Here is a 17,110-nt window from a genome sequence, read left to right on the forward strand (position 1 = left end):
CCCCCCCCCCCCCCCCCCCCCCCCCGCTACATTTATATAGTCATTCTTGGTTTCATAAGCTTGGCAACTGTTGCCGTCCATCCAGTCTGGTGGGAGGCTCCTACGCCCCGGCCGTTGTCTCCATGGAAATATTCAAAGAAAGTAATATAATCTTTAAAATGTTCATCATAGTTAAACTTGGCATTACCTCCGTTAAAAGGTCTCTGCCCATCTTCATCCTTTAAAAACAGCGAACATAATCTTTTGCTGATATTCTGTGCCACTTCATCCAGGTTTTTTTTCTCACCACTTCCGGTAGGGAATTCTACCTTTAAGCTGTTGCCATAATAAAAATGAAAACGCTGTAAACTTTCCACGATCAGGAAATTGATTGGAAACCAGATAGGTCCTCTCCAGTTACTGTTGCCACCGAACATCCGGCTGTCACTTTCTGCAGGCGTATAATACACTACATTTTCCGTCCCGTGAACTGAGAATACAAACGGATTTTCCTCATATACTTTTGACATGGCACGGATCCCATAGGAGCTCAGAAATTCGTTCTCATCAAGCATCCTTCTCAAAACCTTTGTCAGCCTGTTCTTACGCAAAATGCTCATCAGATGCTTTCTGCCTTGTCCTTCCTCGTCCCAGTGGGAAACCAGCTTCGTAAGTTCAGGTTTGTTTTTTAATACCCAGTCCATTCTTGCCTGAAAATTAGGCATTTTTTCCAGTAATTTATGATCTACAATTTCCACGGCAAACATCGGGATTAATCCTACGATGCTTCTCAATTTTAAAGAAACACTATCTCCGTTACCAAGCTGCAGCACGTCATAGAAAAAGCCGTCCTCTTCATTCCATAAACCTTCCTTGCCTTCACCCAGATTTTCCATAGCTTCTGCGATATACAGATAATGTTCAAAAAACTTGATGGCCATATCTTCGTATACCTGATAGTACTGAGCAAGCTCCATAGCAATCCGCATCATATTAAGAGCGTACATAGCCATCCAGCTTGTTCCGTCAGCCTGTTCAAGATGTTGCCCATCCTTCAGCTCCATATTACGGTCAAAAGCACCAATGTTATCCAGACCAAGGAATCCGCCGCCAAAAATATTATTACCGCTTTTATCCTTTCGATTCACCCACCATGTAAAATTCAGAAGGAGTTTCTGGAAAACCTTTTCAAGGAATAAAAGATCAGGTTTGCCATTTTGCTTTTCATCAATCTTAAAAACACGGAAGCATGACCATGCATGTACCGGTGGATTTACGTCGCTCAGGTTCCATTCATAAGCAGGAAGCTGCCCATTCGGGTGCATATACCATTCCTTTGTTAAAAGCAGAAGCTGCCCTTTGGCAAACTCTCCGTCGATGATAGAAAAAGGAACGCAGTGAAACGCCAGATCCCACGTTGCATACCAAGGGTATTCCCATTTATCAGGCATGGAAATGATATCCTTATTGTGAAGATGGTTCCATTCCGTATTTCTAACATATTCATTGAAGTTTCTGGGAGCTTCGTAGTTCGGATCGCCCTTCAGCCACTTTCCTACATTATAATGATAGAACTGTTTGTTCCAAAGAAGCCCTGCAAACGCCTGCCGTTGAACATTCCTTTCATCTTCATTCGTCGTTTCGCTCTGAATCTCATTGTAGAACTCATCCGTCTCGGCAATTCTGGTATTGAAGATCTCATCAAATTGATCAAAAGGTTCATCTGTTTCATCGGAACATAGCCTGAAATCAAAAATTTTGGACTGTCCCGCTCCAATCATTTCATCAATAATAAAAGATGCTTTGGTACCCCTTTTTTCAGGATTTACCGTATTACTTCCATAAATGATATGATCATTTATTCCATCTTTAAAATAGGTGTTTCCCGGATAAGGAGCTCCATATAATTTTGGGGTATTGGTTTCATTTTCACAGAAAGCACTTTTAGCCGCAAGATTTCTTGAATAGAGTTTTTTGATCGAAATGCTGTCATGATTAATATCAATACATCCGTCATAGGAAGCATTCATTTGGCCCTTATATGTATTGTAACCCCATTTCCAGTTATTTCGGAACCAGGCAGTTGGAGCTATAACGATGGGAGCATCCTGCCGGCTTCTGTTGTGAACTGTTACTCTTGCAAGAATATCATTGTGGTCTCCCTTACAATATTCAATGAAAATATCGAAATATTCATCGTTATTAAAAATTCCCGTATCAAATATCTCATATTCAGGTTCCTTTTTGCTTCTCCTGCCATTTTCAGCAACAAGATCATCGTAAGGAAATGCATTGATCGGATATTTATACACCATTTTCATATAGCTGTGGGTAGGTGTATTATCTAAGTAATAAAAGAGTTCTTTGATATCCTCTCCGTGATTACCCTGAGGATTGCTTAAACCAAAAAAGCGCTCTTTTACAATTTTATCTTTTTTGTTCCAAAAGGAAAAGGCAAAACAGAAAATCTGCTTTACATCGGAGATTCCAGCGATCCCTTCTTCGCCCCATCGGTAGGCATAACTTTCTGCATTATTATGGTTGGCGTAATGCCAGGCATTTCCGTTCGGGCTGTAGTCTTCGCGTACATTTCCCCATTGCCGGTTGCTGACGTATGGACCCCAGTTTTTCCATTTAGAATCTTGTAATCTTTCTTTTTCAACAGTCATATTTCATCACTTTTCAAGTACGAAGTTAGTTTTTTTGAAAAATAATTCCAATTCCTTCCACCTGAAGAATTATTAACATAGCCTTGAAACACTTATTATTACACGGTTTTTTAATATTAAATATTTTTTCTTTTAAAATTTAAAAGAAAAGACTTATCTTTGCCGAGCGTTCATTCAAATATTGAAAATGTTATCAAGAAAGGTTGAGGGATTAGACCCTATGAAACCTTAGCAACCCTTTGTGCAAGCAGAGAAGGTGCTACGTTCTACCAATTTATTTTGGACAGATAACTTACTGAAGTTCTTTTCAGCCATTCCTGTGGCATTTTCAATTGTATTAAAATAATAGAATTGAAAACAGAACTAAACTATATTAATCTTTCGTATCGTACCTTTTCCCAGAAGGAATACCATATCCCGTTGACTTATCAGATCTTCGGGAAAGACCTGTTTACAGCACCTGTTATATTGGTAAATCATGCTTTAACCGGAAATTCAAATGTTTCCGGTGAAAAAGGATGGTGGAAAAAGCTGATCGGTGAAAATCAGGTTATTGATACAACTCAATATACCGTTCTGTGTTTCAATATTCCCGGAAACGGATATGATCATTTTTTAATTGACGAATACGAAGACTTCACGCCTTCAGATATTGCAGAAATATTCCTGAAAGGCCTTGAAGCTTTACATATCAAAAACCTATATGCCATTATCGGAGGTTCACTCGGAGGAGGGATTGCGTGGGAAATGCTTGCCAAGCAACCACAGTTGGCAGAAATCTTTATTCCTATTGCCTGCGATTTCAAAACCCATGACTGGCTTCATGCACAATGCCTGGTTCAGAAATTTCTGCTCAACGGAAATGATGAGCCCCTGCAAAAAGCAAGAATTCATGCTATGCTGTGTTACAGAACACCTCAGTCCTTAAATGACAGATTTCAAAATAGATACGATCAAAAAAATCAGCGGTTAGAGTCCGAAGATTGGTTGGTTTATCACGGAAATTCATTAAACGAAAGGTTTAGTTTAAAATCCTATAAGCTGATGAATCACTTGCTGATGAATATGAACACTGAAGAAGAGCAGTTAACAAAAATCAGTGCCCGAATGCACTTAATTGCAGTAGATACAGATTTATTTTTTCCCGCTTCAGAAATTCGAATGTGCTTTGAGCAGCTGAAAGAGAAAAAGAAAGAGGTTTTCTATCATGAAATACAGTCAATTCACGGGCATGATGCCTTCCTAATGGAATACGAACAATTAAATACTATCATAAAAAATATTTTGTAGAATGAGAAATGCTAACGAAATAAAGTTTTTAAAGAACAGATCAATCATCAAATTTGAAGGTGAAGATTTCCTGGGCGAAATCGGGATCGACGGAAGAATTTTTAAAGCGCTTACTTTGGCGCGCATCAGTGTAGGAGTGATCTCCCAACAGGCTATTGAAAACGGAATATCTATTCTGGTAAATGAGGACGATGCAGAAAAAGCAGTGACCTGCCTGATCGATGAGTTTGAAGCAGAAAGAAAATCAGGAAAGGTTTCACAAATTTACAGCATCAATAATGTTTCCGTACTAGGATTTGTGGCGGAAGATTTCAATAAAGTACTTGCAGAATTAGCCAGAAATAATGTCTTTCCACTTCTTCTCAACCAGGTTGCGGCCGAAAAGAGAGTGAATATTGTCGTTACCTCTTCCCAGGATGAGAAAACGAAGAATATCATTGAATCCGAAATTTTCAAAAAGCCTAAAACCGTTCACTTGGCGATCATTGGTCACGGAAATGTAGGGAAGACTTTAATAGAGCAGGTTTTACAGTCTTCTGAAGAAATCAAAAGACGTAAAAAGATAGATCTTAAAGTGGTTGCAGTAGCCAATTCAAGAAAAATTGCATTCAATAAAAAAGGTTTTAATACAAACTGGAATGATGAGGTTTTAACAGCAGAACATCCATCAAATGTTGAGGAATTAATCAACTTCTCAAAAGAAAACCAGCTGGAAAACCTGATCGTGGTAGATAATACGGCAAGCAAAGATTTTGTGAAAAATTACCATGCACTGGCTGAAAACGGCTTTGACTTGGTTTCATCCAACAAAATTTTCAATACTCTTCCAATAGAAGAATACCGTAAACTAAGATATACGTTGAGCAAAAATAACAGACGTTATCTCTATGAAACCAATGTAGGAGCAGGCCTTCCATTGATTGATACCATAAAACTATTACACCTTTCAGGAGAAAATATTACAAGAATAAAAGGAGTATTCTCCGGATCATTGAGCTATATTTTTAATAATTTCTCTGTGAGAAACGATAAATTCTCAACCATTATTGGAGAAGCGATGGAAAAAGGATATACAGAACCTGATCCGCGTGAAGACCTTTCCGGAAATGATGTCGCAAGGAAACTTCTGATTCTGGCCAGGGAATTAGATTTGATCAATGAATTCCAGGATATCAATATTCAAAATTTAATTCCTGAAAACCTTTTGTCCGTAGATAAAAACGAATTTATCTCAAGACTGAATGAGCTGGATGAAGAATATCGGAAAATTAAAGAGGGCCAGGAGCCAGGACATGTGCTTCGTTATGTGGGCGATCTTCATGGCGATCTTCAGAAAGACAAAGGTCAGCTTGATGTAAAATTGGTTTCTGTACCGGGTACCTCTGCATTAGGTCAGCTGAAAGGTTCAGATTCTATTTTTGAGATCTATACAGAAAGCTATGGCGAAAACCCAATCGTGATCATGGGAGCCGGAGCCGGAGCCCAGGTAACAGCAAGAGGAGTTTTTGGAGATATTTTAAGAGTAAGTGAAACGAAATAATAATTTAATATAACAATTTAACAATGTACTAATTTACCAATGATCTCATTGTTACATTGTTAAACTGATACATTGCTACATTTTAAAACTATATGGAAAATTTTGAAACATCAGCGATAAGAACCCAGACTGAAAGAACCCAGTTTGATGAACATACAACACCATTATATCTTACATCCAGTTTTATATTTCAGGATGCAGAAGATATGAGAGCAAGCTTCGCTGAAGAAAAACCTAAAAACCTGTACAGCCGTTTTTCAAACCCGAATGTGACAGAGTTCACTGATAAGATTGCAATAATGGAAGGCGCAGAAGCCGGATATGCATTTGCAACAGGAATGGCTGCCATTTATTCAACATTTGCGGCTTTATTGAATGCCGGTGATCATATTGTCAGCTGCCAGTCGGTGTTCGGATCTACACATACCTTGTTTACCAAGTATTTCCCGAAATGGAATATCGAAACCACTTATTTTAAAGCTGGAGATGCGGAAAATGTAGAGCAGTATATTAAGCCTAATACAAAAATTTTGTATCTCGAAACTCCAACCAATCCGGCTATTGAGATTCTGGATCTTGAGTTTTTTGGCCAGATTGCAAAAAAACATAATCTAATCTTTATTGTAGATAACTGCTTTGCAACGCCTTATCTGCAACAGCCCATTAAATACGGGGCAGATGTTGTTGTACACTCTGCAACAAAACTTATTGACGGCCAGGGAAGAGTATTAGGTGGAGTAGCTGTAGGAAAAGCCGACCTTATAAGAGAGATTTATCTTTTTGCAAGAAATACCGGACCGGCGATGTCACCTTTCAATGCGTGGGTATTGTCAAAAAGTCTTGAAACATTGGCTATCCGTGTTGAAAAACATTGTGAGAATGCCTTGAAGGTGGCTGAGTTTTTAGAGAGTCATCCCAATGTAGAGCTTGTAAAATATCCTTTCCTGAAATCCCATCCAAGTTATGAAATTGCTAAAAAACAGATGAAGTTGGGTGGAAATATCGTAGCTTTTGAAATTAAAGGCGGAATAGAAGGAGGAAGAAACTTTCTGGATAAAATAAAATTGTGCTCGCTTTCTGCCAATTTAGGAGATACAAGAACGATTGTAACCCATCCGGCATCAACTACCCATTCAAAACTGACCGATGAGGAAAGAAACGAAGTAGGTATTACCGCAGGTCTGGTACGCTGTTCGGTAGGTCTTGAGCATGTGGATGATATCATAGCAGATTTAAAGCAGGCCCTGGATTAATTCAATATCTGTTTAATGAAATAACTTAAATGGCTTCAGCCAAAATTTATACAATGAAAAATTCAGAACAACTATACCAGGCAATATCCGAGAGAATATTAATTCTTGACGGCGCCATGGGAACCATGCTTCAGCGTTACAAGTTTGAAGAAGAAGATTATCGTGGCGAACGTTTCAAAGACTGGGAACATCCGGTAAAAGGAAATAACGATCTGCTTTCTTTGACTCAGCCTCAGGCAATTGAAGAAGTTCACAAAAAATATCTGGAAGCAGGAGCTGATATTATCGAAACCAACACTTTCTCAGGAACAACAATCGCTATGGCAGATTATCATATGGAAGAATTGGTGTACGAACTGAATTACGAATCAGCAAAAATCGCAAGAAAAGCCTGTGATGAGTTTACCGCTAAGAATCCCGACAAACCAAGATTTGTAGCAGGGTCAATTGGTCCAACCAACAGAACGGCAAGCTTAAGTCCGGATGTAAATGATCCGGGATACAGAGCAATCACTTTTGAGGGATTAAGACTAGCCTACAAACAACAGTGCGAAGCTTTGCTTGATGGTGGTTCGGACATTCTTCTGGTAGAAACCATCTTCGATACCCTGAATGCAAAAGCAGCTCTTTTCGCGATTGATGAGATTCAGGAAGAAAGGAATATAAAAATTCCAATCATGGTTTCCGGTACCATTACAGATGCTTCAGGAAGAACTTTGAGTGGACAGACGGCAGAAGCATTCCTGATCTCAGTATCACATTTAAATTTGCTGAGTGTAGGTTTCAACTGTGCCCTTGGTGCTGATCAGCTGACGCCGTATCTGGAAACATTAGCCCATAATTCAGAATTTTATGTTTCAGCCTATCCGAATGCCGGACTTCCGAATGCTTTCGGAAAATATGATGAGACACCAGAAGATATGGCAAGACAGATTAAAGAATATGTAGAGAAAGGATTGATCAATATTATAGGCGGATGCTGCGGAACCACGCCGGACCACATCAAAGCCATTGCAGATCTGGTAGCAGAATATGCTCCAAGAAAATTGAAAAAATTTGCATGATTTAATAGATTTTTTTAATTAAAATATGGAGTAAGTGCTTGATTATAAATGTTATCTTTAAATGAGTCACAAAATTTAACATTATGGAAAAGCCAAGTTACTTGAAAAATTCAGAGGATATAAGACTTTTTAATGAACTGAGAAAGAAAGTGAATCAGCGTTTAGAACAAATTCCCGAAAACAGGGACATCTATATTCAGATCAAAGCAGTTATCCTGCCTTTGGTCTATTTTGCGTTGTATTTCTTTGCTTTATTTAATGTTGACAAACCCTGGATATATATCGGAAGCTTTGTTTTAATGGGAATCTCCTTGGTACTCATTTATTTAAACCTGATCCATGAAGCAGCTCACAATAACATTTATAAAAGTAAAAGACTGAACTCGCTGGTACTGCATATTTTTGACTTTGTAGGAGCGAATTCATACATCTGGAAAAAGAGGCATATTGCCAGTCATCATGCCTACCCGAATGTGGATGGATGGGATACGGATATAGAGCAGAGCGGTCTGCTTTTAATAGTTCCATGGGTTAAGGCAAAAGGTGTGCAGAAATTCCAGCACAGGTTTTTCTTCCTGGTATACCCTCTTTACCTGTTCAATTGGATGTTTATCAGGGATTTCAGGGATTTTTTTGATAAAGAAAGAGTAATTTTAAAGACCCAGGGTTCCATTCCTTTCATTGAAAAAATAAAAATGGTCATTTATAAGCTGTTCTATTTCTTTTATCAGATCGTAGTGCCTATCCTGTTCTTTAAAGTATCCATAGGCTTGGCTTTAGGAGCATGGGGCCTTCAGATCATTGCGGCGAGCATTTTTGCGCTCTTTGTATTATTGCCTCTGCATCCGCTTCCTGATAATGCTTTCCCAAAACTGGATACAAAGAATGGGCTTCCGTTCAGCTGGCTCCGTCACCAGTTTGAGGTAACCAATGATTTAAAAGAAAATAACTGGCTGGTGAGAAATATTTTGGGGAATTTTAATTTTCATGTGGCTCATCATCTTTTTCCGAATTACAGCTATATGTATTATAACGAGATCACAGAAGAGATCGAAGAATTTGCAAAAGAACATAACTTAGCTTATAAAAGATTTCCAATTTTTACTGCTTTAGGCAAGCATGTAGATCTGCTGCGGCAGAATGCAAACAACGCCTATTATATTTTAGAAGAATAAAAATTAATGAAATATTTAAGATTGTCGGGCCTTGAGCCTCTTATTATAACGCCGGAAAGTAATTTCATCAATGTTGGTGAGAGAACCAATGTTGCCGGCTCCAAAAAATTTTTAAGACTGATCAAAGAGGAGAAATTCTCTGAAGCACTTGATATTGCCCGCCATCAGGTAGAAGGTGGCGCACAGATTCTTGATGTCAATTTCGATGACGGATTAATCGATGGAAAAGCTTCTATGATCAAATTTCTAAATTTAATTGCTTCAGAACCTGATATCTCAAGAATTCCCATCATGATTGACTCTTCCAAATGGGAGATCCTGGAAGCCGGCCTTCAGGTGGCACAGGGTAAATGTGTCGTCAATTCCATCAGTCTCAAGGGTGGTGAAGAAGAATTTATCAAGCAGGCCAAAGCCGTAAAAAGATATGGTGCTGCAGTCATTGTAATGGCATTTGATGAATCAGGACAGGCAGACAATTATGATCGCAGGCTTGAGATTTCAAAACGGTCGTATGATATTTTGGTTAATCAAGTTGGTTTTCCTGCTGAAGACATTATTTTCGACCTGAATATTTTCCCTGTGGCAACAGGAATGGAAGAACATAGAAGAAACGCTATCGACTTCATTGAAGCCACCAGATGGGTAAGACAGAATCTTCCCTATGCTTCTGTAAGTGGTGGTGTAAGTAATGTTTCGTTTTCATTCCGTGGAAATGATACCGTAAGAGAAGCCATGCACTCCGTATTCCTTTACCATGCCATTCAGGCCGGAATGAATATTGGTATTGTGAACCCTTCCATGCTGGAAGTATATGATGAGATCAATAAAGAGCTTCTGGAGCTTGTGGAAGATGTGATCCTTGATAAAAGAGAGGATGCTACAGAAAGACTTCTGGAGTATTCCGAAAAAAATAAATCCGTCAAAAAAGAAATCGTTGAAGATCTCGAATGGCGAACAAGGCCTTTACAGGATAGAATTACCCATGCTTTGGTAAAAGGAATCGACCGTTTTATTGAAGAAGATGTAGAAGAGGCCAGAAAACAGGCCGCAAAACCATTGCATGTTATTGAGGTTAATCTTATGACCGGAATGGGCGTTGTGGGAGACCTTTTCGGAAGTGGGAAAATGTTCCTTCCACAGGTGGTAAAATCTGCAAGGGTAATGAAAAGAGCAGTGGCTTATCTGCAGCCTTTTATTGAAGCCGAAAAAGACGGCACAAGGCCAGCTAACGGAAAAATTCTGATGGCAACAGTAAAAGGTGATGTTCATGATATTGGAAAAAACATCGTAAGTGTGGTATTGGGTTGTAACAATTATGAAATTGTAGACCTTGGAGTTATGGTGCCTGCAGAGAAAATTATTCAGACGGCTATCGAACAGAAAGTTGATGTTATCGGATTAAGCGGATTGATCACACCAAGTCTTGATGAGATGGTATATATCGCTTCTGAATTGGAAAGACAAAACCTTAATTTTCCTCTGTTGATTGGCGGTGCAACCACATCAAAAGCCCACACCGCTGTGAAAATCGATTTAAAATATAAAAATGCAGTAGTTCACGTTAATGATGCCTCAAGGGCGGTAAACGTAGTGAGCTCCTTGTTAGGCGACAGAAACAAAGATTATGTTTCAGACCTGAAAGACGAATACTCTGATTTCCGTGAGAAGTTTCTGAACAGACAAATTGATAAGGACTATGTATCCATTGAAGAAGCTAGAAAGAGTCATTTCAACATCGATTGGGAAAACGAGGATATTTTTACGCCGAATAATTTAGGTGTAACCGTAATAGAAGATCAGGACCTGAATGAATTGCTTCCGTTTGTTGACTGGTCGCCATTCTTCAGAAGCTGGGACCTTCACGGGAAATACCCGAATATTTTAGAAGATGAGGTGGTAGGAGCCCAGGCTAAAGAATTGTTTAAAGATGCCCAGGTTATTTTAAAAAGAATCCTTGATGAAAAACTGCTGAAAGCAAAAGCCATCTTCGGAATTTTCAAGGCCAACTCCAATGATACTGATGATATCTTAATCTTTGACGAAAATAATGAAGAACAGGCCAGATTCTTAACCTTAAGACAACAGGCTCAGCGTTCAAAAGGAAAAGAATATTTAGCATTAAGTGACTTTATTGCCCCTCAGGCTTCCGGTAAAACAGATTATGTAGGAGCTTTCTGTGTAACTACAGGCTTCGGTACAGACGAACTTGCAGAAGAATATGAAAAAGCCAATGATGATTACAATGCCATCATGGTAAAAGCTTTGGCTGACAGATTCGCAGAAGCTTTTGCAGAATTTTTACATAAAAAAGTAAGAACAGAATATTGGGGCTATGCCAACCAGGAAAATTTAAGCAATGAAGATCTGATCGCAGAAAAATACAAAGGAGTCCGTCCCGCACCGGGTTATCCCGCATGTCCGGACCACCTGGAAAAGAAGACCATCTGGGATCTTTTAAAAGTAGAAGAGAACACCGGAGTTTTCCTTACCGAAAGCCTGGCAATGTTCCCAACGGCCTCCGTTTCCGGATATTATTTCGGAAGCCCGCATGCTAAATATTTTGGACTTGGAAAAATAACCGAAGACCAGCTAAAAGATTATGCAGAAAGAAGAGGCTGTAGCATTCAGGAAGCAAGAAAGTGGTTGTCACCCAATTTAGCAGATTAAAAAATATCAACAGGCACTTCTTTAAAAGCTAAAAATATAACTAAACTATAAAATGAAGATCACTGAACACATAAAAAATGCAAATGGCAAAACCTTATTCTCTTTAGAAGTGGTTCCGCCCCAAAAGGGGATCGGAATTGAAGATCTGTATACCAACATAGATCCGCTTATGGAGTTTAAGCCCCCTTTTATAGATGTAACTACCTCAAGGGAAGAATATATTTATATTGATAAAGGAAATGGGCTGATGGAACGCCGGATCACCAGAATGCGTCCCGGAACCTTAGGTATTTGTGCCGCCATCCAGCATAAATATAATGTAGATACCGTTCCCCATCTCCTTTGCGGAGGCTTCACCAAAGAAGAAACCGAATATCTTCTGGTAGATTGTATGTACTTGGGAATAGACAATATAATGGCCCTGAGAGGCGATGCCATGAAAGGGCATCAATACTTTGAGCCAACACCGGGAGGGCATGCCAGTGCTATGGATCTCGTTCATCAGATTAATGATCTGGGAAGAGGGAAATACCTGCACAATGATGAGAAGGCTTGTGATGAGCTTAATAAATTCTGCATAGGAGTAGCCGGTTATCCGGAAAAACATATGGAAGCACCTTCCATGAATTATGATCTGAAATGGCTGAAAGAAAAAGTAGATGCTGGAGCAGATTATATCGTTACTCAAATGTTTTTTGACAATAAAAGATTTATCGAATTTGTGACGAAGGCCAGAGAAATGGGAATTACCGTTCCTATTATCCCGGGAATTAAACCTATTGCGACCAAAAAGCACCTGAAGATCCTGCCACAGGTTTTCAAAATAGATCTTCCTGAAGAGCTGATCAACGAAGTGGAAAATGCTAAAAATAATGAAGCGGTAAAACAGATCGGGATCGAGTGGGCTATTGCCCAATGCAAAGAATTGCTTGATTTTGGAGTTCCTGTGCTGCACTTTTACTCCATGGGAAAAAGTGACAATATTAAAAAAGTAGCCGGAGAGCTATTCTAATAGAGTATCAAAAATGAAAGGAGCCCTGCTATCAATAGCAGGGTTTTTTATTTAAAGGATAGGATGTCTTTCAAACTCTCTATTGCGGTCAAATAAATACCGGTATGTAGCCAGTTTTCTGGTCACAGTCGTGTCAAGACTCTCAGCTATTTTTATCATTTTAGGATTAAAATCTCCGATCCACTGGAGCTCCGTAGTTTTAAAATCCGTATGCTTTCTCAGGTGCTGCGTTCCTTCCCAGATCATATAGCCGTCAATACCTTTCTTCTGCCATTCCGGAACAACACCAAATACCAGTCCCACCATTTTTTCATTCTTTTTGAATTGCTTTATCCACAAAAATTTAAGCTTTTCAATAATCCCGAATTTACCGTTCAGATATTTGAACCACTGGTTCACATCCGGAAGATTCATCCACATGGCAATCGGTTTTTCATTTTCATACACAAACCAGGAAATATGCTCATTGATGATAGGTTTCATGGTTCTGAACATTTTGAGGACCTTTGCTTCTTCCAGCTGCTTGCCTTCGCCATGGACAGCCCATGCCTGATTATATATTTCTGTAAAATCTTTTGCAAACTTAGGCAGATCATTCTTTTTCATCGGTCTTGCAGAGATGGCCGGGTTTCTGCTGTGCTTGGTATGCATTAGGGTAAAGATCCTTGAAACCTCTGCAAAAATCGGTCTTGAAAAACAGAGCTGTTCAAAATATACTTTGAAGCCATAATTTTCAAACAGGTCTTTGTAATATGGAAAATTGTAATTCATTCCGAAAAGCGGTTCAGCAAAACCTTCCGTCAGAAGTCCCCAGAACTTATCCCGTTCCCCGAAATTAATCGGACCGTCCATAGCTTCCATGCCTCTTTCCTGAAGCCAGTGTTTGCAGTGGTCAAAAATAAAATCCGCTGTTTTCTGATCATTGATACAGTCGAAAAAACCTATTCCGCCGGTGGGTTGTTTCTGTTCATAAAGAGTAGACGTGAACACGGCCACTTTCCCTACTATTTCATTCTCTTTGTTTTTAAATAAGAACCGGGCACATTCGCCATTCACGAAAGATTTATTCTTTTCAGGATCAAAAATCTCTTCGATGTCCTGATTTCTGGGTCTTATATAGCTTTTGTCATGCCGGTAAAGTTGGGCAGGAAATTCTAAAAATTTCTTTTTCTGGTTGTCACTCTGTACTTCTTCGACAATAATCATAAGGCTAAGTTGAGAAAGGATAATGTTTTTCGTTCAAAATGAAATTGATGAACAGATTTTATCCGTATTTTTGTTGCAAATTAAATAAAAATGGTTGATTTTACCGATAACGACGATGATATTTTCACAGGAAAAGAACATACGCCTATTAGGAAAGATGCTTTTGATAAATCGCCACAGGAAAAAATAGAAAAAATTACCGAACTTTTCGGTGAGATTATGGAAACACTGGGGATGGATATGACGGATGATTCTTTAAAAGATTCACCAAAGCGTGTTGCCAAAATGTATGTTAATGAAATTTTTGGAGGGCTCCTTCCTGAAAATAAGCCTGGAATTTCCACGTTCTCCAATAAATATAAATACCGCCAGATGCTGGTGGAAAAAGATATTACGGTATATTCTTTCTGCGAACACCACTTTCTGCCGATCATCGGAAGAGCACATGTTGCCTATATTTCAAACGGTGAAGTGATTGGCCTTTCCAAGATCAACAGAATTGTGGATTATTATGCAAAAAGGCCACAGGTTCAGGAAAGACTGACCATGCAGATAGTAGATGCCCTGAAAGAAGCATTGGGTACAAAAGATGTAGCCTGTATTATTGATGCCAAGCATTTATGCGTCAACTGCAGAGGAATAAAAGATACAGCAAGTTCTACCATTACGGCAGAATTGAGTGGTATTTTCAGAACCAACCCGATCACCAGACAGGAATTCCTGCATTATGTGGGAAGTCATGCTAAACTTGATTATTAATAAATGGACTATCAGATTCTAAAAAATATTGTTAATGCCGAACTTCAGAGATTTGAAACAATTTCAGAAGAAGAATGGTCCTATAAAATTTCACCGGAAAAGTGGTCCAAAAAAGAAATTTTAGGCCATCTTTGCGATAGTGCTCTTACCAATATCAGAAGATTTGTGGTAACACAATACAAAGAAAATGATACTATTGTATACGATCAGGATTTTTGGGTAAAAGCGCAGAATTATCAGGATATTCCGGTTTCGGAAGTGATCAGCCTTTGGAAATCTTTGAATTTTCAGATTGTTCATACTGTAGAAAATATTCCTGACGAAGCTTTGAAAAGAACTTGTGATACAACAAAAACAGTTCCTCAAACCTTTACTTTGGAATACATTATTCAGGATTATATTGATCATTTGCAATATCACTTAAAAGCAATTTAATAATGGTAATATTTAAAAAAGTTTCAAATAAAATTTTTCTCACGACAATTATCTGTTGTGGTTAGAATTATTTTAACTAATTTTTAAATCCTTTAATCATTGAATCTTTTAACTTAAAAAAATGCAATTAAAACTATATAACTCCCTTACAGGAGAAAAAGAAATATTTAAACCAATTTTAGAAGGAAACGTCGGAATGTATGTCTGCGGACCTACCGTGTACAGCAATGTGCATTTGGGAAATGTAAGAACATTTCTTTCCTTTGATTTTATATACCGTACCCTGATGCATTTGGGGTACAAAGTAAGATATGTCAGGAATATTACAGATGCAGGCCATCTTACAGACGATGGGAACGTAGATAACGACAGATTCGTAAAACAGACGCGTCTTGAAAAGTTGGAACCCATGGAAATCGTACAGAAATATACGGTCGATTTTCACAAAGTGTTGGAAATGTTCAACCTATTGCCTCCCAATATTGAGCCGACAGCGACAGGCCACATCGTGGAGCAGATCGAATTGACCCAGAAACTTATTGAAAGAGGTTTTGCCTATGAAAGCAACGGTTCCGTATATTTTGATGTTCTGGAATACAATAAAAGAGGATTGAATTACGGTGAACTTTCAAAACGTAATATCGAAGAGCTTTTTGCCAATACCCGTGATCTTGACGGTCAGGGCGAAAAGAAGAATCCACAGGATTTTGCACTATGGAAAAAAGCATCTCCTGCTCACATTATGAGATGGAATTCCCCTTGGGGTGAAGGTTTCCCGGGATGGCACCTTGAATGTACTGCCATGAGCACGAAATATTTAGGTGAAAAATTCGATATCCATGGTGGTGGAATGGACTTGAAATTCCCGCACCATGAATGCGAAATCGCACAGGGGAAGGCTTGCAATGATACGGCTCCGGTTAATTATTGGATGCATGCCAATATGCTGACAATGAATTCTCAGCGTATGAGTAAATCGACGGGGAACTATATCCTTCCGATGCAATTGGTTACAGGGGAAAACGATTTCTTTGAAAAACCTTTCCATCCTTCGATCGTACGTTTCTGCTTCCTGCAGGCACATTACAGAAGTGTGCTGGATATTTCAAACGATGCGATGATGGCCAGTGAAAAAGGTTTCATCAGATTAATGGAGGCTGTTAAAGTATTAAATTCGATTACTCCGGATAATGAAAAACGGTCTGAATTTAATCTTCAGGAATGGAAAAATAAATGTTACGATGCTTTAAATGATGATTTCAATTCTCCGATCCTGATTGCTCATTTATTTGAAGCTGTGAAATATATTTTCGCTTTAAATGATGGTAAAGAAACAATCTCTGTTGAGGATCTTGAAGATTTAAAGTCAACATTGCATGCCTTTATATTTGACGTTTTAGGACTTCAGAGTATCGAAGAAAATAATAACGAAAAACTCGATCAAACTTTAAAAGTTTTAATAGAGCTGAGAAATCAGGCAAGAAAATCAAAAAACTTCGACCTTTCAGATCAGATCAGAGATAAGCTGCTTGCTGAAGGCATTGAATTAAAAGACGGAAGAGACGGAACAACTTACGTTCTGAATTAACCTAAAATACATAAGCACAGCTCCCGCTGATGACGTGGATTCTGCAGATAAATCTGTTGCAATCCGTGTGATCGACGGGAGTTCTTTTTTTGCTGAGGTACAGGCAATCCTACTTTTACGATTAACTGCCGGTATAATTTTTTGCAGATTTTACTTATTTGTGTTTTCTTGAAATTTAAATCACTGACTCTACTTATGTCAGCTAAGCTGGCAATCTTTGCTTCTTTAAAATATACAGCTTAATGATCAATCTTTGCGTTAAAAAACACTACTATCACAAATTGTTTTCACTAATACTACCCATACTACTGTCAGTGTTATTGGTGAAATTTGTGTTTAAAAGAAAAAAATAATTTATCAGAACTTCAACGTTTAGATTAAATGATTGTAAATATTATGCAAATGATATTATTTTTTTATGATTCAATTTGTAAATTGTGTAACTTAGTTATAACTAAAATGATCACGAATCT

At 38.5% G+C, this 17,110-nt stretch carries 12 protein-coding genes and 1 riboswitch; of the genes, 10 read left to right on the plus strand and 2 right to left on the minus strand.

What is annotated here, in order from left to right:
- Positions 1-32: 32 nt before the first annotated feature.
- Positions 33-2,648 carry an MGH1-like glycoside hydrolase domain-containing protein gene (locus ACTJIV_RS03630; protein ID WP_440625653.1) on the minus strand — a complete coding sequence of 872 codons (2,616 nt, stop codon included), beginning with the start codon at positions 2,646-2,648 and terminating at the stop codon, positions 33-35.
- A 187-nt stretch (positions 2,649-2,835) separates the two neighbouring features.
- Positions 2,836-2,942, plus strand: a riboswitch (SAM riboswitch).
- 57 nt (positions 2,943-2,999) lie between these two features.
- Between ACTJIV_RS03630 and ACTJIV_RS03635 the strand changes: the two genes are divergently transcribed.
- The 7 genes from ACTJIV_RS03635 (at position 3,000) to metF (ending at position 12,649) form a co-directional block, all read left to right on the plus strand.
- A complete protein-coding gene (locus ACTJIV_RS03635) occupies positions 3,000-3,938 on the plus strand; it encodes an alpha/beta fold hydrolase (RefSeq protein ID WP_440625655.1) in 939 nt (312 codons plus the stop codon).
- A 1-nt stretch (position 3,939) separates the two neighbouring features.
- The gene (locus ACTJIV_RS03640; protein ID WP_440625657.1) at positions 3,940-5,478 is read left to right on the plus strand and encodes an ACT domain-containing protein; all 1,539 of its coding nucleotides are present in this window, start codon (positions 3,940-3,942) and stop codon (positions 5,476-5,478) included.
- Between the two features lie 92 nt (positions 5,479-5,570).
- On the plus strand, positions 5,571-6,731 hold the full coding sequence (locus tag ACTJIV_RS03645; RefSeq protein ID WP_111957194.1) for an O-succinylhomoserine sulfhydrylase: 1,161 nt from the start codon (positions 5,571-5,573) through the stop codon (positions 6,729-6,731).
- A gap of 53 nt (positions 6,732-6,784) precedes the next feature.
- Positions 6,785-7,795 (plus strand): homocysteine S-methyltransferase family protein, encoded by a 1,011-nt coding sequence (locus tag ACTJIV_RS03650; protein ID WP_111957427.1) that lies wholly within the window; start codon positions 6,785-6,787, stop codon positions 7,793-7,795.
- Between the two features lie 83 nt (positions 7,796-7,878).
- A complete protein-coding gene (locus ACTJIV_RS03655) occupies positions 7,879-8,970 on the plus strand; it encodes a fatty acid desaturase family protein (protein WP_440625660.1) in 1,092 nt (363 codons plus the stop codon).
- Positions 8,971-8,976: 6 nt separating this feature from the next.
- Positions 8,977-11,637, plus strand: a complete 2,661-nt coding sequence (gene metH, locus ACTJIV_RS03660) for a methionine synthase (protein WP_440625662.1) — start codon at positions 8,977-8,979, stop codon at positions 11,635-11,637.
- 52 nt (positions 11,638-11,689) lie between these two features.
- Positions 11,690-12,649, plus strand: a complete 960-nt coding sequence (gene metF, locus ACTJIV_RS03665) for a methylenetetrahydrofolate reductase [NAD(P)H] (RefSeq protein WP_111957203.1) — start codon at positions 11,690-11,692, stop codon at positions 12,647-12,649.
- 51 nt (positions 12,650-12,700) lie between these two features.
- Here metF and ACTJIV_RS03670 read toward each other — a convergent pair whose 3' ends face one another.
- Positions 12,701-13,855, minus strand: a complete 1,155-nt coding sequence (locus tag ACTJIV_RS03670) for a hypothetical protein (RefSeq protein WP_440625664.1) — start codon at positions 13,853-13,855, stop codon at positions 12,701-12,703.
- A gap of 90 nt (positions 13,856-13,945) precedes the next feature.
- On the opposite strand from ACTJIV_RS03670, the gene folE reads away from it, so the two are divergent.
- The 3 genes from folE (at position 13,946) to cysS (ending at position 16,637) form a co-directional block, all read left to right on the plus strand.
- Positions 13,946-14,614, plus strand: a complete 669-nt coding sequence (gene folE / locus ACTJIV_RS03675; RefSeq protein ID WP_034725871.1) for a GTP cyclohydrolase I FolE — start codon at positions 13,946-13,948, stop codon at positions 14,612-14,614.
- A 3-nt stretch (positions 14,615-14,617) separates the two neighbouring features.
- Positions 14,618-15,049: a DinB family protein gene (locus ACTJIV_RS03680; protein ID WP_336377690.1), complete on the plus strand. Its 432-nt coding sequence runs from the start codon at positions 14,618-14,620 to the stop codon at positions 15,047-15,049.
- A 121-nt stretch (positions 15,050-15,170) separates the two neighbouring features.
- Complete coding sequence (gene cysS, locus ACTJIV_RS03685) at positions 15,171-16,637, plus strand: cysteine--tRNA ligase (protein ID WP_440625667.1); 1,467 nt, start codon at positions 15,171-15,173, stop codon at positions 16,635-16,637.
- Positions 16,638-17,110 lie beyond the last annotated feature (473 nt).

It is taken from the genome of Chryseobacterium sp. 22532 (assembly GCF_052044665.1).
In the GTDB taxonomy this organism is placed as follows: domain Bacteria; phylum Bacteroidota; class Bacteroidia; order Flavobacteriales; family Weeksellaceae; genus Chryseobacterium; species Chryseobacterium lathyri.

What these genes read in the sequence shown, in the direction of transcription:
- metF (WP_111957203.1), top strand. Translation starts at nt 11,690, where the DNA reads ATGAAGATCACTGAACACATAAAAAATGCAAATGGCAAAACCTTATTC.
- ACTJIV_RS03680 (WP_336377690.1), top strand. Translation starts at nt 14,618, where the DNA reads ATGGACTATCAGATTCTAAAAAATATTGTTAATGCCGAACTTCAGAGA.
- ACTJIV_RS03630 (WP_440625653.1), bottom strand. Translation starts at nt 2,648, where the DNA reads ATGACTGTTGAAAAAGAAAGATTACAAGATTCTAAATGGAAAAACTGG.
- ACTJIV_RS03645 (WP_111957194.1), top strand. Translation starts at nt 5,571, where the DNA reads ATGGAAAATTTTGAAACATCAGCGATAAGAACCCAGACTGAAAGAACC.
- folE (WP_034725871.1), top strand. Translation starts at nt 13,946, where the DNA reads ATGGTTGATTTTACCGATAACGACGATGATATTTTCACAGGAAAAGAA.
- ACTJIV_RS03655 (WP_440625660.1), top strand. Translation starts at nt 7,879, where the DNA reads ATGGAAAAGCCAAGTTACTTGAAAAATTCAGAGGATATAAGACTTTTT.
- metH (WP_440625662.1), top strand. Translation starts at nt 8,977, where the DNA reads ATGAAATATTTAAGATTGTCGGGCCTTGAGCCTCTTATTATAACGCCG.
- ACTJIV_RS03670 (WP_440625664.1), bottom strand. Translation starts at nt 13,855, where the DNA reads ATGATTATTGTCGAAGAAGTACAGAGTGACAACCAGAAAAAGAAATTT.
- ACTJIV_RS03640 (WP_440625657.1), top strand. Translation starts at nt 3,940, where the DNA reads ATGAGAAATGCTAACGAAATAAAGTTTTTAAAGAACAGATCAATCATC.
- ACTJIV_RS03650 (WP_111957427.1), top strand. Translation starts at nt 6,785, where the DNA reads ATGAAAAATTCAGAACAACTATACCAGGCAATATCCGAGAGAATATTA.
- cysS (WP_440625667.1), top strand. Translation starts at nt 15,171, where the DNA reads ATGCAATTAAAACTATATAACTCCCTTACAGGAGAAAAAGAAATATTT.